This window comes from Thalassoglobus sp., from assembly GCF_048270125.1.
Taxonomy (GTDB): Bacteria; Planctomycetota; Planctomycetia; order Planctomycetales; family Planctomycetaceae; genus Thalassoglobus.
This window is the reverse complement of sequence record NZ_JBLWTN010000001.1, coordinates 566359-587722: the sequence shown is the minus strand read 5'-3', so window position 1 is coordinate 587722 and position 21364 is coordinate 566359. Positions and strand designations below refer to the sequence as shown.

General features: G+C 49.6%; 11 protein-coding genes and 1 pseudogene. 4 read left to right on the top strand and 8 right to left on the bottom strand.

The window, feature by feature from the left end; genetic code table 11:
* Nucleotides 1–72 precede the first annotated feature (72 nt).
* Nucleotides 73–2280 (top strand): annotated as a pseudogene (locus ACN0YR_RS02130) (arylsulfatase).
* 172 nt (nucleotides 2281–2452) lie between these two features.
* On the opposite strand, the gene ACN0YR_RS02125 reads toward ACN0YR_RS02130, so the two are convergent.
* Both ACN0YR_RS02125 and zwf read right to left on the bottom strand, forming a co-directional pair.
* Complete coding sequence (locus ACN0YR_RS02125) at nucleotides 2453–3949, bottom strand: pyridoxal phosphate-dependent decarboxylase family protein (RefSeq protein WP_417847557.1); 1497 nt, start codon at nucleotides 3947–3949, stop codon at nucleotides 2453–2455.
* Nucleotides 3950–4187: 238 nt separating this feature from the next.
* Entirely contained in the window at nucleotides 4188–5729 is a 1542-nt protein-coding gene (gene zwf / locus ACN0YR_RS02120) for a glucose-6-phosphate dehydrogenase (protein WP_417847556.1), read from the bottom strand.
* A gap of 100 nt (nucleotides 5730–5829) precedes the next feature.
* Here zwf and ACN0YR_RS02115 point away from each other — a divergent pair, with 100 nt between their 5' ends.
* Together ACN0YR_RS02115 and ACN0YR_RS02110 are read left to right on the top strand one after the other, a co-directional pair.
* Nucleotides 5830–6729 carry a hypothetical protein gene (locus tag ACN0YR_RS02115; protein ID WP_417847555.1) on the top strand — a complete coding sequence of 300 codons (900 nt, stop codon included), beginning with the start codon at nucleotides 5830–5832 and terminating at the stop codon, nucleotides 6727–6729.
* A 114-nt stretch (nucleotides 6730–6843) separates the two neighbouring features.
* Nucleotides 6844–8292 (top strand): sulfatase, encoded by a 1449-nt coding sequence (locus ACN0YR_RS02110; protein ID WP_417847554.1) that lies wholly within the window; start codon nucleotides 6844–6846, stop codon nucleotides 8290–8292.
* A 164-nt stretch (nucleotides 8293–8456) separates the two neighbouring features.
* Here ACN0YR_RS02110 and ACN0YR_RS02105 read toward each other — a convergent pair whose 3' ends face one another.
* The 5 genes from ACN0YR_RS02105 to ACN0YR_RS02085 form a co-directional block, all read right to left on the bottom strand.
* Nucleotides 8457–11744, bottom strand: a complete 3288-nt coding sequence (locus ACN0YR_RS02105) for a UvrD-helicase domain-containing protein (protein WP_417847553.1) — start codon at nucleotides 11742–11744, stop codon at nucleotides 8457–8459.
* A complete protein-coding gene (locus ACN0YR_RS02100) occupies nucleotides 11741–14500 on the bottom strand; it encodes a PD-(D/E)XK nuclease family protein (protein WP_417847552.1) in 2760 nt (919 codons plus the stop codon). Before ACN0YR_RS02100 ends, ACN0YR_RS02105 begins: the two co-directional genes overlap by 4 nt.
* Before the next feature lie 48 nt (nucleotides 14501–14548).
* Nucleotides 14549–15436, bottom strand: coding sequence for a carbon-nitrogen hydrolase (locus ACN0YR_RS02095; protein WP_417847551.1), 888 nt, complete (start codon nucleotides 15434–15436; stop codon nucleotides 14549–14551).
* Between the two features lie 76 nt (nucleotides 15437–15512).
* Complete coding sequence (locus tag ACN0YR_RS02090; RefSeq protein ID WP_417847550.1) at nucleotides 15513–17027, bottom strand: hypothetical protein; 1515 nt, start codon at nucleotides 17025–17027, stop codon at nucleotides 15513–15515.
* Between the two features lie 643 nt (nucleotides 17028–17670).
* On the bottom strand, nucleotides 17671–19131 hold the full coding sequence (locus ACN0YR_RS02085; RefSeq protein ID WP_417847549.1) for a DUF1501 domain-containing protein: 1461 nt from the start codon (nucleotides 19129–19131) through the stop codon (nucleotides 17671–17673).
* A gap of 299 nt (nucleotides 19132–19430) precedes the next feature.
* On the opposite strand from ACN0YR_RS02085, the gene ACN0YR_RS02080 reads away from it, so the two are divergent.
* Nucleotides 19431–20255 carry a formylmethanofuran dehydrogenase subunit C gene (locus tag ACN0YR_RS02080; RefSeq protein WP_417847548.1) on the top strand — a complete coding sequence of 275 codons (825 nt, stop codon included), beginning with the start codon at nucleotides 19431–19433 and terminating at the stop codon, nucleotides 20253–20255.
* A 69-nt stretch (nucleotides 20256–20324) separates the two neighbouring features.
* Here the strand turns inward: ACN0YR_RS02080 and ACN0YR_RS02075 are convergent, their stop codons facing one another.
* Nucleotides 20325–21356, bottom strand: a complete 1032-nt coding sequence (locus tag ACN0YR_RS02075) for a lactonase family protein (protein WP_417847547.1) — start codon at nucleotides 21354–21356, stop codon at nucleotides 20325–20327.
* Between the last annotated feature and the right edge of the window lie 8 nt (nucleotides 21357–21364).

Below are 21364 nucleotides of genomic sequence, written 5' to 3'. Positions count from 1 at the left end.
GATGGTTCTGTGCTCCCTTTCCCTTCGTTGAAGTCAGAGAGCGTCACAAAGCCGCGACTTCAAGACTCGAAAATGAAGTGGCCCGAGGAGCCGCAACGGCTTCCCAAAGACGCTCCAAACATTGTCGTTATTCTGATCGATGATGTCGGTTTTGGAATAGCAGACACCTTCGGTGGCGAAGTTCACACGCCAGCATTAACAAAGCTCGCCAGTGAAGGAATCCCGTTCAATGCGTTCCACACAACTTCCATTTGCTCACCGACTCGGGCGGCCCTGCTGACGGGAAGGAATCACACACGCGTCGGTTCTGGGACGATTGCCGAACGTGCAGTTGCTTTTGATGGCTACACCGGAGTGATTCCAAAGGAAGCTGCAACGATCGCGGAAGTGCTCAAAGAATATGGCTACCACACCTCTGCATTTGGGAAATGGCACAATACACCGGCAACAGAAACGACCTCCATGGGGCCCAAAAACCGCTGGCCGAATGGATATGGTTTTGAGTATTTCTACGGTTTCCTCGCTGGGGAAACTTCACAATGGGAACCTCGCCTCGTAGAGAACTATAATTTCGTCGAGCCACCTCACGATGATCCGACATATCATCTCACAGAAGATATGACTCGTAAGGCTTTGAAATGGGTTGATGATCACCAAGCGTTCTCTCCTGACAAACCATTTTTTATGTACTGGGCCCCCGGAGCTGTTCACGGTCCTCATCATGTCGCCAAAGAATGGGCTGATAAGTACAAGGGGAAGTTCGATGATGGCTGGGACGAATATCGAAAACGGGTTTTCAAACGTCAACTTGAAATGGGCATTATTCCGAATGGGACGAAGCTCACACCTCGCGATGAGACGATGCCTGCCTGGGACAGCCTGGCCGAAGGCCAACTTGCATTTCAGCGGAGATTAATGGAAGTCTTCGCCGGGTTCGTGGAACATACGGATCATCAAGTCGGCGAGCTACTTACTGGTTTGGAGCAACGTGAATTGAAAGAAAACACGCTCGTTTTCTTCATCTTTGGTGATAACGGATCGAGCGCAGAGGGCCAAAACGGTTCAATCAGTGAACTTTTGGCGCAAAATCAAATCCCGAACACAATTGAACAACAAATTGCCGCTCTTGAAAAGCTGGGCGGTCTTGACGCTCTCGGTTCACCGAAAACGGACAATATGTATCACGCGGGCTGGGCGTGGGCTGGCTCGACACCGTTTCGAAGTACAAAGCTCGTTGCAGCTCACTTCGGAGGAACACGAAACCCGATGGTTGTTTCCTGGCCTAAACGGATTAAGCCGGACAAGACGATGCGCTCTCAATTCCATCACGTGGTCGATATCGCTCCAACAATCTACGAACTTCTCGATATCCAACCCCCGCAAACTGTCCATGGGCACAAACAAATGCCAATCGATGGGGTCAGTCTGGCATACACCTTTGACGATGCAAAGGCAGCCGCGCGAAAGGAAACGCAGTTTTTCGACAACAACGGAAGCCGGGGGCTTTATGTCGATGGCTGGTTTGCCAGCACCTTCGGACCGTTTATCCCCTGGGTGAATGCTCAAGAAGGGTTGGCGAAATGGGATTCTGCTGAAGATGTGTGGCAACTCTACGATCTGAGCAACGATTTCTCTCAGGCGAAAGATGTCTCGAAAGAGCACCCCGAAAAACTCAATGCGATCAAGCAGCGGTTTCTGGAAGTTGCACAAGACAATAATGACTTCCCGATTGGAGCAGGAATTTGGTTGAGACTCCATCCGGAAGACCTTCACAAAACTGCTTATACGAGTTGGACATTCAACCAAAACACTCGTCGTATGCCAGAGTTCACAGCCCCCGGGATTGGAAAGTTGAGCAACACAATTGTGATCGACCTGGAAGTTCAGGAAAAAGCCAGCGGTGTCTTGTATGCACTCGGAGGATCTGGCGGAGGCGTCACACTCTAAATGGACGAAGGGATCATCAATTACGAGTACAACATGATGATCATCGAGAATTACTCGATCAAAAGCGCAACTCCTCTGAAAGCGGGAAAGCATCAACTGGTCGTTGAAACGACAATTCCAAAAGTGGGAGAACCAGGAACCGTCAAGATTAGCGTTGATGGGAAAAGCATCCGTACGACGGAGTTGAAAAAGACTGTCCCGTTGGCGTTTACTGCCAGCGAAACCTTCGATGTCGGAGCTGATCTCGGTTCAACGGTCTCATTGAAATACTACGACCGGAGACCATTTGAGTTTTCGGGAAAAATCCTAAAAGTTTCGGTCAAACTGGATTAAAGCAACATTCGAAAACGGATCCGCGATCTACCTCGTGCATAGACGCTCTTTCAGCGACGAAACCCGCTGTTCTCGGGCAAATGGTAGAGCAAGTTGTTCGAGTTTCATGCCGCATAATGAGAAATCTACGGAGTCGTGAAAGTAATTCGTGCGGGCCGGGGGGAATTCAACCTTACTGACTCAGGATTTCTTTAGCAGTTCTACGAATCGATGAGAACAACTGGTCTAAATCCTCTTCATTCGTAAGTGGATTCATGATCGTCGTTCGCAGGGCGCCGATCCCTTCCAGGTTTGTCTGGACAAGATAAAACTCTCCGGACTCCATTAAGGTTCGGCGAATCTGGCGATTCAATTCGCCAATCGATTTGAGATCGAGACCATGTTTTTCATCGGGGAGATATCGGAAGACCTGAATGTTGCATTCCGGTTCATGCAGTGGTTCAAAATCATTTTCAGCGCTCAACTTCTCGTAGAGCAACCGAGTTGTTGCAAATGTTTCGTCGATCATGTCTTCGAAAATTTGTTGCCCCAGCATGGACCAGACTCCCCAAAGCCCATAGGTCGCTGCCCGTTTTGTGCATTCAATCGTCATCATTCCACCGTCGACATTGGCCATGCCAGGAGCGGAAGGATCGAACAAGTATGGCGCGTCTTGATGAAATGTTTCGAAGCGGTGTTGCTTGTCCCGGTAGAACACAAACGCACAGAGAGCAGGAACAAACAGAGTTTTGTGTGCATCACAAATAAAACTGTCCGCCCGGGTGATTCCATCAATCAGATGAGCATGCTTTCTGCTCATGGAGACAGCACCACCATGTGCGGCATCAACATGCATCCAGACGTCGTGCCTTTCGCAGACATCTGCAATCTCCTGCAGAGGATCAAAGGCACCGATGAGTGTTGCACAGGCACTCGCAGAGACAGCTACGATTGGAGTGTTTCTTTTCCGCAGTTGAGTCAAGGTTTCATCGAGCGCCGTTGCATCCATACGGCGTCGGTCATCGAGTCGAATTTTAATGACCTGTTCCGTTCCCAGTCCTAAGATTCCAGCGGAACGTGTCACGCAGTAGTGTGAGTCTGCGTTTGCAACCAGAACTGGCAAGTTTGCGTTCTGAACTCCTTGTGTCCACGAATTTTTCAGAGAAATATTTCTGGCAGTCAATAACGCTGTCAGATTCGCCAGCGATCCTCCATGCGTCACCAATCCTGTGAACGTTCCAGGAGTGAGCCCGATCACTTCTCCCCAACGTTCAATAAGTGCCCGCTCAACGGAAGTCGCCCACGGTCCCATTTCGTAGATTGCCATCACCTGATTCGTGATGGAGCCGAGTGCATCAAAAAGACCTGCCAAGGGAACTGAAGCGGGAACTTGATGTCCAATGTAGCGTGGGTGATGAAGGTTGTGACCGCGCGCAATTGCCGTCTCAATCAAGCTTTGAAACCGACTCAGCAGATCGTCCGAGATATTGGAGCGATTCAAGCACTCACGCGCAACCGATAAATTCTCTTCGGGGAGATTCCAGTTCAGTACGGACTGTTCGCGCTGCTGCAGTTCACCAAGGTGAGTTCCCAATCGCGCTATCAAAGACTCTCCCAAAGACTGAAAGACCTCAGGAGAATAGGCAGCTTGAATGCGTTGCCGTGCGGTTTTAAGCGAGTCTGTAGGCATTGGTCATGTGCGTTAGAGAGGCTTTCGAATTGGTTTGCAGGTTCTGCCTCGTGGCAAATAGCATTTTTCCTAGAGAAATGCGTTCCTCACGGGGACACGGTAGAGCAAACGGCTCTAGAGCAGCTTACGAAATCGAATCCGGGATCTGCCTCATGGAGAGGGATTTTTATTGTTGATGACCGTTGTTCACGGGAAAACAGTCGGGTAATCTGATCTAAAACGATGAGTGAGTATCGATTTACTTCCCTGTCGGGGCTCTCCAGTAATGTCCGTTTCTCGAGAGAAGTTGATTCGCTCCCTTCGGTCCCCAGGTTCCAGCTGGGTAGAGTTCGGGGCGATGATTCTTGCCGGACCAAAGTTGCAAGATCGGGTCGACGAATTTCCACGCGGCTTCGAGCTCATCGCTGCGAGTGAACAAAGTGGAATCTTCCCTCATGACATCGAGAAGTAAACGCTCATAAGCTTCGGGGAGCTCAATTCCGAATGATTCTCCAAACTCGAAGTCCATATCAACCGGCTGCACCTGATACTGCATTCCCGGACGTTTTGTGGAGAAAGAAATTGAGATCGCTTCATGAGGCTGAATTCGAAAGATGAGTGAATTGTGTTGTGCGTTCGCTGACTCGCACAGACTTCCTTCACATTCCACTGTCGTGAACAGATGCAGCGGAGGAAGCTTGAATTGAATTGCAATTTCCGTCACACGCGCAGGCATTCGTTTTCCCGTTCGCAGATAAAACGGAACTCCAGCCCAGCGCCAGTTATCAATGTGTGCTTCGATGCCGACAAACGTTTCAGTTCGAGAGTCGGCATCGATCCGATCCTCATCCAGATACCCTTTGACCTTTTCGCCTCGGATGGAACTCGCTGCGTATTGTCCAGCAACAGCCCATTCGTCCACGCTGCCCTGTCGGCCTGGTTTTAGGGTTTGCAGAACTTTCAGTTTCTCATCTCGAATATGCTCTGCTTCGAAAAGTGAAGGAGGCTCCATTGCGACGAGACAGAGAAGTTGGAGTGCATGGTTTTGCAAAACATCACGCAGTGCTCCAGATTCGTCATAGTATCCTCCACGCCCCCCTTCGATCCCTTGAGATTCTGCAACCGTAATTTGTACGTGATCAATGTGATTGCGGTTGAAGAGCGGTTCGAAGATTGCATTTCCAAATCGAAAGAGCAATATGTTTTGAACAGTCTCTTTGCCAAGGTAATGATCGATTCGGTAAATCTGATCTTCATTAAGAATCTGGCTGAGATTGGTACTCAATTCCTTGGAAGATTCCAGGTCGTGACCGAACGGTTTTTCAACCACACAGCGGAGTTTTTTGGCTTCACGCGGAACCATCCCGGCATCTGAGAGATTCTGAATCGATGGCAAAAACAGGTTCGAAGAAGTCGCCAGGTAGACCACCCGATGCCCAGGAAGGCCCCGTTGTTCTTCCAGCGTCTCGACCTGATTCTTCAATGTGGAGTAATCCTCCACATTCATCAGATCGGTCTGTGAGTAATGGAGCATCGAAGCGAATTGATTCCAGTGCTCTTCAATTGTTTCTTCTGAAATCACTTCGCTGAGTTCCGCTTTCATTTCCTCACGGAATGACTCATCAGTCTTCTCGCGCCGAGCAACTCCAACAATGAGGCATTTATCACTGAGGAAGCCATTTTTGAAGAGTTTGAAGAGTGCGGGGATCAATTTCCGTCCGGTTAAATCACCAGAGGCCCCGAAGATCATGACGGTCACATCATCAATTTGAAGATCAGCAGCGTTGGATTGAGCGTTCATGTAAAATCTATTTACAGCGGTGTAGTGGAAATCTAAGTGCGTGAGAACGTATCTTTACCAATTCCGTGAACAATGTCAGCAGACTTTCCTTGTTGAAACGATGAACATGAACAGAGCGATGCAAGAATCGGCCCCTACTCCATATTCCAACAGGAAGCTTGTGAAGAAAAGCACGTTTCTACAATTTGCCCTGATCGTGTTGTCTGCGATGGTCTGGCTTGGATGTGGTCAGGCGAAATACGAAGAACGTCTTCAGGCATCGACCGAGTTTTATGAGTACATGGAGACAATTGAACGGAATCTTGCCTCCCCGATCTGGGAACGCTCTGATCTGGGGCTGAAGCTAAGACTCCCAATTCCGTTTAAAGTCCCGATGGCGAAGCCTGAAACTTTGCAAGACGAGGATGGCAACACGGTTCCTGGACCGGATTCACGTCAGCCGCAAGAGTTACTTGGAATCGAGTTACCGGGAATCGTTGAGGCTTGGCAGGCTTTTCTTCCGGGAGAATCGGGAGAGCAGATCGACTCTCGAATCTATGTGTTGACCAATCATAGTCGGTTTAAACTGACCGATGGAGCACTGACACAAGAACCGATGGAATTCATGGATGACCTCGAAGCTGAACTGGCAACCGCCTTCGATGTCATCATTCCTGACGGTGAGGCAAACCAGGTGGGAGACAACATTCGATATGGACTGACTGTCCCGCCATCAGGCAGCCCAAACTCGAAGTTCATCAATCCCAAACGTTATTCGGTCATTCGATTTCTTTCGGCAGATGCAGAAAGTGGCCCACCTGTTCAAGCTGTTTTGTACGAACACTTCGCTGGTGATATTCAGGCAGCTGTTTTGATCATCGGCCCGAAATCCTTTACGTCGCAATTCCGTCAACGTATTGATCTCGCTCTGCAAACGTTTTCTGTTAGTCGTCAAGCTTCCAGTCAAATGAATCAATCAACAGGGACTGCGACTCCTTCAGGGGGGGCAAGCGGATTTTGATTGCTGTCTCGTGTTTGTTCCTTTCATCATTTCTCTTCGCTTGAGGAATATTGCTTTCAGGCTGACTTTGTGACGTCACGTTGTATTTCCTTCAGGTTTCATTCGGAGTTCGGTGTGCTCAATTCTTTTCTCCCCCAAAACAGAACTGCATTTTTCGCACTGTTGATCGTAGCCAACTTCACTCTCGTTTCTGCATTGCAATCTGCGAGTGCAAAACAGCCACCGAATGTTGTGATTATCTTCACCGATGACCAAGGCTATGCAGATGTTGGTTGTTTCGGAGCAGAAGATTTTGAAACGCCGAATCTCGACAAAATGGCAGCTGAAGGAAGAAAATTTACGAGCTTTTATGTCTCTCAAGCGGTTTGTGGCGCATCGCGTGCCTCATTGCTGACTGGCTGTTATTCAAACCGTATTGGCATGCTTGGAGCCCCGAGCCATCGTTCAACGCATGGAATCAATCAGGATGAAGTTTTGATTTCAGAGTTGTGCAAGCAAAAAGATTATGCAACTGCGATGTACGGGAAATGGCACCTCGGTCACCATGAACCATTTCTTCCTCTGCAAAACGGCTTCGATGATTACTACGGCTTGCCGTATTCAAATGACATGTGGCCGTATCACCCAACGAGTAAGGCGTTTCCTGATTTGCCGATGTTCGAAGGCAATAAAATTGTCAATCCGAAAGTGACGCCGGAGGATCAAGTTCATCTCACCACTTCATACACTGAACGAGCGCTAAAATTTATCGATGAAAACCACGAAGATCCGTTCTTCTTATATGTTGCTCATTCCATGCCGCATGTTCCGTTGTTCGTCTCGGAAAAATTTCAAGATAAAAGCGAACAAGGGCTGTATGGCGATGTGATCATGGAGATCGATTGGAGTGTCGGGGAAATCCTCGGACGTTTAAAACACCACGGTATCGATGAGAACACGCTCGTCATTTTCACTTCTGATAATGGACCCTGGTTGAGCTACGGAAATCATGCTGGTTCAGCGAAGCCTCTCCGTGAAGGGAAAGGGACTGCCTGGGAAGGAGGAGTTCGCGTACCTTGCATTATGAGGTGGCCCGGAAAAATTCCTGCAGGGACAACCTGCAATGAACTCGCCGCAACGATCGACCTGTTTCCGACGATCGCCAAGCTGATTGATAGTGAATTGCCATCACACGCAATCGACGGGAAAAATATTTGGCCGCTGATGTCCGGCGAGGTCGGTGCCAAAACTCCCCACGAATATTACTGTTACTATTGGGGTAATGAATTGCAGTGCATTCGTTCTGGAGACTGGAAGCTGCATTTTCCTCACAATTATCGTTCTCTGACAGGAGAGCCCGGCAACGATGGGCTTCCCAACGGTTACTCGCAAGGAAAAACCGGTTTAGCTCTGTACAACTTAAGTGACGACATCGGCGAGAAAAATGATGTCAAAGAGCAGCACCCCGAAGTGGTTGCGAAGCTTAAAGAGTACGCAAATGCCGCTCGCAAAGAATTGGGAGATTCGCGGCTGAAGATTAAAGGGACCGGGTACCGCGCACCAGGCCGACTCAACAATCAGTAGAACATCTCCGGAAACGATCTCCCAGTTCTGGCTCGTGGCGAGCTGTCTGTAAAGTCATGAAAGCGACCTTCACGGGCACATGGTAGAGCAAACTGCTCTAAAGGTCATAAAATAAGAGACTTCATAACGCTGGTTGAATCGGGCAGCGTTAATAGCGAGGCTGGTCAACTCTCTACATCAACGTTGATCACACGACCAAGTTTCAGTAACACCAACTTCGATGAAATTCGTTGGGGTGAGATCTTATAGAAATTCGAGACCGCCTGAACGTACGCCTGGATCTGCCCCCGGTAGTATTCCACTCGATCATTGATTGCGATCAGATCATTGGGGAGGGCGTCGGTTTTGAAATCGATAATTTCAGCTGCGAGAACTGTTGAATCGCGAGAAATCGTGACGAGTCGGTCAATGCTGCCTGTCAAAAGCGATCCATTTTCTCGGACAGCAAAAGCCCGTTCGTTTCGAAATGTGACATCGACCGGAGCTTGCAGGATCTCCTGTTTTGCGTCTTCCGAGATATTCATGCTTTCGGCGGTAAGATAAGGACGTTTTGACAGTAATGATTTCAATGCTTGTCGACTCACTGACTGGTGGAATTCTGCAAGAGACTGATCGAGATCAATTCCCTGGATTCCAAGTTGTGTGGCAAGCCCAAGGAGAAGTTTGTCCTCGGGAATTCCATCATCAAGCCAGCCGATTTGCTCCATCCAGGCATGAAAGAGTGTTCCCCTGTCGACAGCTCTTGAATCTCCAGTTGGCAAAATATTTTCCAACTGAACGAGTTTCGTTCCCTCTTTGCTTGAAGGAGCAACGCGGGGCAAGCGTCGTGACTGATCCGACTGTTTGAAATGAATGTTGAGTTCTCTGGGAGGAGGAGGCGATTCCGATTTTGAATCGAGTTGTGGTAACGACTGATACCATGCCGGGTCGCCAGCCTCAGCGAGGACAACGTTTGATTCCAGCTGTGCAGTCGGGGCAAGAGCGGCACGAATGAGCCCAGCATGAGTTTTGGGGAGTGTTTTCTCCGAGCTTTTTGCCGTTCGCGGTCGAACGATGATTTGGAGGTTGTGAACGGCTCGCGTCAACGCGACATACAACAGGCAGAGCGATTCGACAATCGCCTTGTCTGTCGTTTGAGCGAGTGCGAGTTTCAGTTTTTTGGGAAAGAGATCTTGAAACTCCTGGCTTTGGTACAGTGCGACCGCTTCTGGAGGCTCGCCCGGTTTGGGAGTGTATGAGACATACTTCGGCGGCTTTGTCATGAGCCCATCGCATTCTGCGAAAATGACGGTATCGAACTGAAGCCCTTTCGACTGGTGAATCGTCATCACACGGACGCGCGAGTCGGTTGGCTCTTGCACTTTTTGCTTTTCGACAAACTCGACGAACTCAGAAGTCCGCAACGATTGTGAGATGGTATCGAACTCGTTCGCGAGGGCGGATAATTGGATGAGCCGTCGGAGTTCTCGTCGATTGCAGTGTGGCGCGAGTTGCCCAGTTAATTCGTGGACAGTCTCTCCATAGCCTGATTGAGAAATCCGCTTTCGGAATCGCTCAGAGAAGTGGTGAGCGGCTCGGTCGTTTTCATGATTGACTAGATTAACAATCGTAGCCAATGGAGAGTTCGCAATATGGAAGTGAGCGATTGTTTCGCCCGGATGATCGGCGAGATGGAACAATGCCATCACTAGCTGGACAGCTGCGGAGTCAACGAGTGGATTACCACCCTCTTCGCTCGCGTCGATTCCGAGTTGATTCAGTTCATAAATCAACTCTCCGATTTTGGCGTTTCCTCGAGTCAGAACACCGATTGTTCCCGTAGGGGCGACTTTGAGTTGATCAGCGATCATGTTGGCGACGAACTGATTGAGTTCAGCGTCAACCCGCGATTGATCACGGTCACCTTGCTCCATATCCTTAGGAATTGGCGAGGTCAATAATTGGAAGTATCCGGGGAGTTCCGTTCTCGCGGTTTCATGAATAGGAAATTCATGGCTCCATCTTTTTAAGACCGCCTGATTCTCTCCGAAACCGTCGTGATTCCCGATTCCCTGAAAGATTCGATTGACAGTTTCAATGACAACTGGTGAAGATCGAAAACTCTTATTGAGCGGACGCTCTTGGACATCTTCCAGTTGCTGGCTAATGGCATCGAAGATGGCTGCTTCTCCACCTCGCCAACCGTAGATCGCCTGTTTTCCATCTCCAACACAAAAGAAAGACTTATTGGTGTCGGTGGTTGTGTCCTGAGCAAACGGACGAATCACACTCCACTGTGGAACCGAGGTGTCTTGAAATTCGTCGAGCAGCACATGGTCAATCGTTCCATCAAGCCGATGTGCGAGGTCGGAAGTGGATCGGTTTGAAAGCGAATGTGCCAGTCGTCGCGTGAGGTCGTCAAAACGAAGACCGCCGGTTTCCCGTTTGAGTTGTTCGTAGACACGATCGTATTTTTCAATCAGTTCGTAGGTGGCTGCCGTTTGTACTGCCCATGGAGCAAGCCATTTGGCCCGCGCAATTTTTTCCAATTCCAGGTAAAGCGACTTCAAGTTTTCTGGGATCTCTTTGCGATAATATTTGCCATCTCCCAAAACCTTGGAAAGTAGTCCGGTTTTGTAAAGGGCTGGCCATTCTTCATCTTTAATACGCTGAATGTCGCCATTGCGAGCGGTTTCCATGCGGGAATTTTCAATCGGTTCTGCAGCTAATCGGGCGACGATCGATTCCAACTCGTCGGCTGAGGGCGTCTGGATTTTCCCGAACTGCTTCCACGCTTGTGCATCTGTTCGCAAGTAGATTTCATGGAACTGTGAGATGTGTTCCGAGATCAACTGATGCACACTTCTTCGAACGCTCCCTTTATCGAGTTGGTGCATCAGGTTTTTGAGCTCTTGAAGCTCTCCTTCCCGGAGGACATGATCAATCGCCCGATCTTGAAGGTGCTCAGCTTCGATCTCATCCATCAACCTCCAACCGGGGGGAAGTCGCAACTCCAAAGAGAAGGAGCCGGCCAACCGTGAAAAGAAACCGTCAAGGGTACTGATTCGCAAGCGATGCAGATTTTGAGTCAATACTTTCAGGAGAGTCAGGCAATCCTTCTGAGTAATCTCGGGCGAACCGGTGAATGATTTTAAACTTTGGAAGTCAGCATCATTCAGCGCTGCCTGAGCAAGCCGCAATAGAATCCGATCTGTAATTTCTGCTGCCGCTTTCCGCGTAAATGTCGATGCCAGAATTTTGTCAGGCGTCGATCCTCGTAACAAGGTGAGAAATCGGTTGGAAAGCTGAAACGTTTTCCCCGTTCCCGCAGAGGCTCGGATAACCAGTTTGCGGTCGTCTTCCGGCAAATACGAGTGTGACTCCATTGCATGAATGGGAGAAGGTTTTTCTGGTTGATTCTTGACGAAGCCCTTTTCGTCGTCGAACAAGCTGCGTTGATTTGAGTGACTCATACGACCGCCTCCCTGCCGAAAACATCGTCCTGACAAATGCCGGAAAATTCCTGAAACCAGGTGATTGGCTTGTCGAGCTCGACCCAGAATTCTTCATTGATGATGTTCTCTGCAATTTTGCGAGCGACATCATCCGCTTCTTTCAGCTCGTCCTCTCCCCATTCGGCAATCTGATCTCGGATTTGTGGTGTTGTTCTCGGCAACGTGATGTAACCGAGCCTCACTTTTCCCTGCACGCCAAAGGGCTTCGCAAGATGTCGATACAGCGGAAGCTGCAAGTCGACCCACTCATCCTTGTGTCGATGTGTCTGTTCGGGGGACTGGGCTTTATCGCTGGTTTTATAATCGAATATGACCCATTCATTCAGCTTTGGATGATAATCAACCCGGTCGATTCGACCACGCAATGTGATAGGTGAACCGTCAGTGAGATTGAGCGTTGCATTTTTTCCGAACCCGATTTCGGTGTATTTCATTTCCCAACCTTGGCGAACCCAGTCGGCTTGCCATTGCGCAAAGATTTTCAATCGATGGCGGATTTGTTCAACCTGAATATGCACAGGGAACAGCGGGTCACTGCCGTATCTTTTGTGAACAAGCTGGTCGAGTTGACTGTTTAAAAACCGCGAGACTTGTACGGGGTCGGTTTGTAATGTTTCGTCGCTTTGTCCGAACTCCTGCAGCACATCGTGGATCAACGATCCAAAGCCTGCGGGATCGAGTTCGACGACGGAGTCGCTCACTTCGCCCAGCTTTAAAACGTGACGCAGGTAGTATCGATACGGTGAAACCAGATAATCTTTGAACTCTGTGACGCGGAACGACCGCTTCGGTTCATCCATTTTGACAGGCTTGGGAATCCGAAAGTCATGGTCTTCCCGTTGAGTGGAGAAGCCTGTTTTGATTGCTGGTAAGTCTTCCTCGCGATCGTCAAAAAAACGTACGATACGATGTGCAACTTTTTCGGGAGAGGCAGCGAACAGCAGACGACTGGGGGTGAGTGGCTCCTTACGAGCATCACGCTTGGCAGCGATGAGCTTCACTCGCTTTCGAGAGTGCAGAAGGACGCTGATTGCGTACGCGTCACGCGCGTAGCGTCGCTGGTTATCTTCAATCCCTAAATGTGTTCGTAAGCGGTTCGGCAAAAATAGATCGTGGTTAACGGCAGAAGGAATAAAGCCTTCGTTCATTGACGTTAAGATGGCAACGGGAGCATCGTCCAACGGAAGGTCGAGCCAACCAGAAAGTTGAACCGCATGCTCATCGACTGGCGCGGCCAGAAATTCGCTGCGGAGTTCGTCCAAAGTCAGCTCAATTGCCTGTTGTGCGGTGACGACCTGCTCAAGGGCTGCCGGGACGCGTCCGTGCTCCAAAGCAGCTTCGTGGATCTTTTGAGTTGCTTGAAGCAGCAGGCGGTCTTCTTGAACATCTGGGTTCAAATCTCTGCCGCCGTAAACCTGTAATAGAAATTTTCGCAGTGGTCCGACCCAGTCAGCCAAAGGTCGCGAAGACTCTTGGAACGGTTTGAGGAGTTCACCGATCACTCTCACGAGTTCTCGAGCGGTTTTTGCTGATCGACCTGATCCTAAGATAACCTGTGTGCGACGTTGAAGATGCTCAGTAACGTTTTCGTCCCAGCACGTCAGCCAATTGACGGGGAAGTCTTGTTGGCTGATCCAACTTGAAAGATCTGGATGTCGGATTAATTCCGAGAAATGGTCTGTTCGGTCCGCTTCCAGATAACTCGCGACACATTGCAACAGCCGATACGGTCCCGATTGCGGAAGTGTCTGTTCAATGACCCAATTCGTTGAGACCCCGGACATTGCCAGAAATCGTTCGATGTGCGGGACGATGCGATCGTCCGGAACGCCAATAGTGATTTCATCGATGGAGAAATTTGCTCCACAAGCTTCAAGCTCCAGGGCAACCTGTTCTGCCTGCTCTTGCGGTCCATCGACCACTTGAATTTGTGTTTCTTCGATCTCAATTGTGAAGTCATTCCATTCACCCGGCTGTAAATTTCCGAGTGGTGCAAACCGACTGGATTCTTCCGGCGGTGCATGAATCACAACATGAACATGTTCGGCGACCTGCTTCAGCATCGACTGCAATGTGTGATTCAGGTCCACTGTCCCGACCAGGAAAATCTCGGCGTCTGTTTGGCATTCGTTGCGGTCAATCGCAAACAAGCGGGCTGTTTGCTGATCCCAGAGTCCTGCTTCATCCAATTGTTGCAGGTACCTCTTCTGGACTTCTGCCAGAACGTTCCAGCGATCAGTTTCGTTAAAAGATTCAAGCGATTGGCCACGCTCAGCGACGTCAGAAAAGCTGAGACCGTCGGCAGCCAACTCTCGATGCTGTCGACGAAGAAGTTCACCAAGCCGCAACCAGGCATCTACGTCGTAATCTTCAGGAGGTTGAGGAATGACCACTTCCAGCTGATCTCGCTGAAGTCCTTTTAATGCCTCTGCCCAGGCAAGTTTCTGAGTCAGAGGTGAGGCGAATGGAAATTTCGGGAGATAGAGAAACTCGGGGAGTGTTCCAACGGTGATGATCCGCGGAGGGATTGCTTCACCTGCCGACTTGTCTGTCAAAATTTCCAGAAAACGTCGACCCGCCTGTCGACCGGGAAAGACAACAATGACATTTGAGAGGTCTACTTCTCGCCCGTCTCGGTAACGTTTAATCAACTCCTCGACAAAAGCTGGCAGAGCTGGTTGTGACCAGTTGAGAAATAGCCGTTCGTTGTTCATTCTCGTGTCCGTGAGATTCTGGCTTCAGTGAAAGTGAACGAAGTCGTTTCAATCACGATAGCGTTTAATGATGTCGCCATATGCGTCGATGCGGCGATCTCGCAAGAATGGCCAATGCGTCCGTTGTTCGTTGAGCATCGCAAAGTCACACTCAGCCATTAAGATCTCAGGCTGATCGACACTCGCTTTCTTCAGAATCGTCCCGCTGGGATTGCAAATGAAACTCTGTCCCCAGAATTCAATTCCCCCTTCTGAATCGCCCTCGTGCCCGATCCGATTCGCTGATGCCACGTAGACGCCGTTTGCAATTGCGTGGCTTCTTTGAATCGTTTCCCAAGAGTCGTGCTGTGCGGTGCCATACTCCGCTTTTTCTGTAGGATGCCAACCGATTGCAGTCGGGTAAAACAGAATTTCTGCCCCTGCGAGTGCCGTCAATCGAGCTGCTTCCGGATACCATTGATCCCAACAAATCAGCACACCCACATTCCCAAACTTCGTTTCAAAAATCTTGAAACCAAGATCACCGGGAGTGAAGTAGAATTTTTCGTAAAACAACGGATCGTCAGGAATGTGCATTTTGCGATACATTCCCAAATTCGATCCATCGGCATCAAGGACAACTGCCGTGTTGTGATAAAGACCAGCTGCGCGTTTCTCAAAGAGCGAAGCGACAATCACGATGCCGAGTTTTTTTGCGAGTTGTGAAAACGCCTCCGTGCTTGGTCCTGGAATCGTCTCCGCCAAGTCGAACTTCGCATGATCTTCACTTTGACAAAAGTACTGCGACCGGAACAATTCCTGTGTGCAAACAATTTGCGCCCCTTGCCTGGCAGCCTGCTCGATATCAGCAATGGTCGCTTGCAAGTTTTCCGTCGGGTCGAGAGTCGCCGCTCGCTGAATGAGTGCGACGTTGACATTTCTTGATTGAATTGGCATCGGAGTGATTGTCTCAGCTTCTTTTGGCTTTGTGTTTCTGGGGAGCGAAATGATCTTCCTGATTTATCAGGGACAGCTAATCGACTTCAGGGGGAACCGCCCCGTATGTCCAGGGAGCGGTAAACTCTGCTCGTAAAGGTCGAGTCGGGATTTTTCCTGGCTTGAATCTCTTTGAGAGTTCAACCGCAGCGTCGACCATTTTTTGACCTGCAGTAATTTCCAGGTTGCTGTAACCCGTCAATCTCGTTTCATAACCGCCGCCTCGTGGTCCGAAAGATTCTTCTGTTGGAACATATCCGACGCAACCGTTCGCCAATGAAACCGGGAAAGTCAGCGGAAACGGACTGCCCGCTTTGATATCCAAGCCGAACTGACAGAAGAACTCCGCTGGATCGGTGAGCAAGACAACGGGCCCAATCTGAATCGCCTGCACTTCAACATCCGCAACAGGTTCCTTCTTCAGAAGTGCATCGAGTAAGACAATCTCTTTGGCAAATGCCCACTCTGTTGCACCAACTTCGGCCGGTTGTTGTTTGACGAGTTCCAGACTTTTTGTCACGCGCTCTGGCCGAGGTGCTCTACGCGAAATTTTGAGCAGGGTCGAATCAAAATTGATCGGCGTGAGTGTTCCAGGTTCTTCTCGCAGAAGCACTTTTACGGCTTCTGCTCCTACTGTTCCTCCAACGAATCGAGATGACTGCTCCGCCTTTCGACCTTGATACTTCGTCAAGTTCTCGACTTGGGTGACATCTCCAGAGGCTCCAGCCAGAAAGACGACGACGACTTCATCACCGAAAACGCCACGGATAACCTGTTCCACGTAATAAATATAATTCGCAGAGATGCCGCCCGGGCTTGCTGTTGCGTGGCAGACGAAGTTAACAAGGCAGCCGGTCAAGTTGCCTTCAGCATCCCAGGCACCGATGACTCCCACTTCTGGATCGACAGGCCCGGCTGGCTCAATAATGTCCGGGTTCCCGGGACGAGGATGAGTTTGAGTGAGGCCTGATGTCATTCGGAAACGGCGATTGAATGCGACTCCTTCAGCTTTCCCTTTCCCGACACTACATTGAGTACTTCGTTGGTCTTCATTCGCGGCACAAACGGCATCCACAATTTGATTTTCAACGTGCACGAGATATTTTGGGTCAGCAGCCGATGACTTTTCGTAGGCCAGTTCCTGAACAAGTTCAGATGCATGGTCAAATTCTCCCGGATAAATCATTCCGGTCGGGCCCGATGAATGTGAATGTGTCGCGTGAATGAGAATAGCGCCAGCTGGAATTCCGCATTTTTCTTCGATCCGCTTCCGAGCCGTAAGAACCAATTCGCGACGGACCAACAAGGCATCAACCGAAACAACCGCGACGCGGTTTGTTCCATCACGAAACACCGCAGCCCGAACCTTGCATGGGTCATGTAAGCTTCGATGGAAAACCTTTCCGTAGCCCCCTGGTCGCTCCATTCCGATCTCAGGAGTAATGTCCCGCTCAGCGAATCCGGCGTGAGTAGTCGGCTCTGCAACGGCATCTTGCGAGAAGCTCTCTTGAGGGAGGAGAGTCAGAGATGTGAGTAAAATCATCAAACGCATGGAAGACATCATTGGCTCTTTCAAAAATCTGGTGAGTTCGCTGGCTAACGATAGCGAGGTCACTGAGATGACTTGTCTGTTCAGTGGATTGTAACCACGGATGGAGCGAATTCTACGAATAGAGCATCTTTCGCTTTGGTGTGCAGGCTCTGCTTCGTGGCGATCAGCAATTTTAGAACCAGTCCGAAAACCTCTGGAATCGTCGCTTTTCTCAACGTTTAAGAGAGCGATTTCAAGTTTCAGGACCAGTTCTATTGATGAAATGTGTGCTTCACGGGCACACGATAGAGCAAACTGCTCCAGAAAAAAACTTGCACGCTCTTCTTTGAAAAACGCGAATTTGAATTTGATTTCGAAAATGATTTGACCAAAGCAGATGAAACCTGGAATGAAAGATTCAATTCAGCGGATGTCCCTCGAATTGAATCTTCAAATAGTTTTGCAGTGGAACTGGTTTCCGCTTATCTCAAATTTAAGTTCCAAATTTTCTTGGTAGACCGACTCAATAAATCCGCTGCGAAATTCGTCTTGGATTTTTAAGCAGGCTTCAGCGATGTTGAAAGGCCCTTCCTTGAAAAAATCCAACCATTCTGTCGACGTTCTACCATCTGCTTGATTCATTACGTTGAGGTTCCCGTCACCGTCAGCTGATAATCTGCTTGATCGGTTGTACTGGTTCGACACCAACAAGTTTTTGATCGAGGCCGCTGAAGAAGTAGCTGAGGCGGTTGGGATCGAGGCCCATTTGGTTCAGGATTGTGGCATGCATGTGTTTAACATGAAGGCGGTTTTCAACAGCCTCTGCGCCGAGTTCATCTGTCGAACCGTGACTGACGCCGCCTTTAATACCACCACCCGCCATCCAGGTAGTGAAACCGTACGAGTTATGATCTCGTCCAGTTCCTTTCGCGTATTCAGCTGTCGGTTGACGTCCAAATTCCCCGCCCCAGACAATCAGCGTTTTGCTGAGAAGGCCCCGTTGTTTCAGGTCTTGAAGAAGGCCAGCGATCGGTTTATCAGTTTCGGCAGCGTGAAGATTGTGGTTCTTCTCCATGTCGGAGTGTGCGTCCCAGTTGTCATCGTTATGATTTCCGCCTGAGTAGATTTGAATAAATCGTACGCCACGTTCGACAAGCCGCCGTGCCAGAAGGCATTGTCGTCCGAAATGTGCCGACGTCGGATTATCCATGCCGTAAAGCTTTTGCGTCGCCTCTGTCTCCTCGGCGATATTCACCGCTTCCGGAGCATGAGCCTGCATATTGTATGCAAGTTCATAGCTCGCAATTCGGGCTGCAAGATTGGAATTGTCTTTGCGCGAATTCAGGTGTTCGTCGTTGTATTCTCGAAGGGTGTCAAGCATTACTCGCTGTGCTTCGACGGACATTCCTTGAGGTGGCTTCAGGTTCAGGATGGGATCGCCCTTGGATCGCATGACCGTCGCCTGGTAGGACGCTGGCATGTATCCCGAACTCCAGTTTTGCGAACCGGAAATTGGTCCGCCACGTGGATCAAGCATGACCGTGAATCCGGGGAGATTGCTGTTTTCTGTACCAAGCCCATAGTTCAGCCAAGATCCGAGACAAGGTGAACCACTCAGAACTTTCCCGGAGTTCATCATTAACATCGCAGATCCGTGGATCGGGCTGTCTGCTGTCATTGAGTGAAGAAAGGCAATGTCATCAACTTGCTCGCCGAGGTGTGGAAATAAGTCGCTGACGTACTTTCCACATTCTCCATACTGTTTGAACTTCCAGCGAGGTTCGATCAAACGTCCTTGATTGCGATGCCCGCCGCGACCAAACGTTTTGACTTCGACGGTCTGGTTGTCTCTTCCATACATTTCAGGTTTGTAATCGAAAGTGTCCATGTGGCTGGGGCCGCCATACATGAACAGGAAGATGCATGCCGTAGCATCGGGATCGTGGTGTGGCTGCTTGGGAGCTAGCGGATTTTCGAACTGAGTGACACCATCCGCTGCAACGGACTGTTTTGCGAAGAAATCCTCATCTAACATTCCTGCCAGTGCCGTCCCGGCAAATCCTGCTCCTGTTTGCCAAAGAAATTCGCGACGAGTTCTTCCGCAGAAATTTTGTGGCTTCGACATGAATTCCTCTGAGTGCAACCAAGTTTATTAATAAAGAGACTAACTCGTTCTAACAAAACCTGCACGTGGGCTTGAAAGCCCAGTGAATCAAAACGATTTCAGAGGTATTGTTAGCGATTCTAAATTCATTTTGGGAGATGCGACTGAAATAGACACTCCCTCAACGGGACAGCTTCTTCGATCTCATTCATATTATCAACAGGATTGCGATTCAAGTCCAGTTGCGAACCTTGAAGAAGCAAAGTACAAACGGTTTTTGATGTTCTTTCATGAGCCACGTTCTTGAATAAGCGACCAGAATGCCTCTTAGAATTCGCCTTCATACTGAATCCTCGATTCCAATTGAGGTTGATTCTCTGAAACTCGAGACAATACGAGAACAGTCTGCGAAAGAGGTCGCGAAGACTCTTGTCTATCGTGGAAATGAAAAAATTCCGTGTGGCGATTTCTTTGATGTATCCGACTCAGCCGCAGACGACAATACGGTTCTCTGGGAGGGAAACCTCCACAAAATCAAACTGATTGGCTCTCATCATTCAAGCGGAACGATCCGTGTCGAGGGAAATGTCGGAATGCACCTTGGTGCTGGGATGACAGGTGGCAAGATTATTCTCCACGGAGATGCCGGTGATTGGCTCGGCGCGGAAATGCGGAGTGGGACCATTCACGTACATGGCAACGTCGGAAACCTGGCGGGCGCGGTGTATCGCGGTGGGCGAAGAGGAATGCTCGGTGGCGAAATTCTAATTGATGGAAACGCAGGAAGCGAGATTGGTCACACCATGCGTCGCGGATTGATCGCCGTTGCTGGAAACACTGGCGATGCTGCTGGTGTGGGGATGATTGCCGGATCAATTATGATTTTCGGGGAGCCGGGAATTCGCAATGGTGCTGGAATGAAACGCGGGACAATTGCGTTGTGTCAACCGGGAGGACAGCCAGCAATTCTGCCAACATTCAAAAAGGCGAGTCTCTACCAACCATTGTTCTTGCAGCTCTATTTCCGACATCTTCAGGAAGCGGGATTTCCCGTCCCTGAAGAGTGCCTGACTGCGAATTATCAACGCTATTGCGGCGATCTGCTGGAACTTGGCAAAGGCGAAATCTTCACGCACGTCAGTTAAGACGGAACGGTAGAAGCTTTCGGTGCAATGCCTGCTGCAACAGTTGTTATCTGGAATACGGAACCTGTCTTAGGGAAGTTGAACACCAAGAACCCAGACGGGACTTTTTCCGCATTCATAGGTCTTCAGCTTGGTGAGAATCCCTGTTGATGAATTGCGACGATACACAACCAAGGTGTTCGCACCCTGTCCTGCCGCGACGAGATAGTCTTCATTGCCCGGGATCAAATTGAATGAGCGAGGAGTTTTAGCTGTCGAAACCTGACCGAGTGATGTCAGCTCCCCTGATGCTGCGTCGATTTTGAACTGCGCGATGCTGTCATGTCCTCGGTTGGAAGCATAAAGAAAGCCACCGTCAGCACTGATTTCAATGTCAGCACACGACCCCTGCGAGAGGTCCCATCCGTCTGGATGTGTCGACAAAGTTTTCTGTTTTTCCAGTTGCCCGGTTTTTGCGTCAAACAGGCAATGAGTCACGCTCTTGCTTTGCTCGTTGACCAGATACGCCCACTTTCCATTTGGATGGAATTGCATATGTCGCGGACCTGCCCCTTCTGCTCCGGGGAGAGTCGTTGGATCATTAAACCGAAGTCGCCCTTTGTCTGCATCAAATAGAAACTGCTGGACTTTGTTGAGTTCTCCCGCATGAGGGACAAATGCGAAGTCGTTGTTGGGGGAGGTTTGCACACAGTGAGCTTTTTGCCCAGTCACAATTTTCTGGACAGGTTGGCCTGTCACTTCTCCATCTTTGATTTTGCTCACAGTCACAAGCCCTTCTCCGTAATAAGCTGCGAGTAACCATTTTCCAGCCCGGTCTGCGTAAATGTAAGCTGCGCTTCCGGCACTGGGAGCACTGGAAAGATGGGTGAGCAGGCCGGTTTTGGGATCAACAGAGAGCGTGGCAAACTCGCCTTTTGACCTGATCGAAGCGTATAGTCGAGTTTGATCTGAACTCAAGCTCAGGCAACCCGGTGTCCCTTCGAATTCAACTTCTCCAGTGCGAGAGAGTTCCCCGGTTTCCTCATCGAGTGAAAAAATCCCGATGATGTTGTCCTGGCTTTCAGAAACATAAACATAAGTGCCAGCGTGTAAATGACTCATTGTAGATA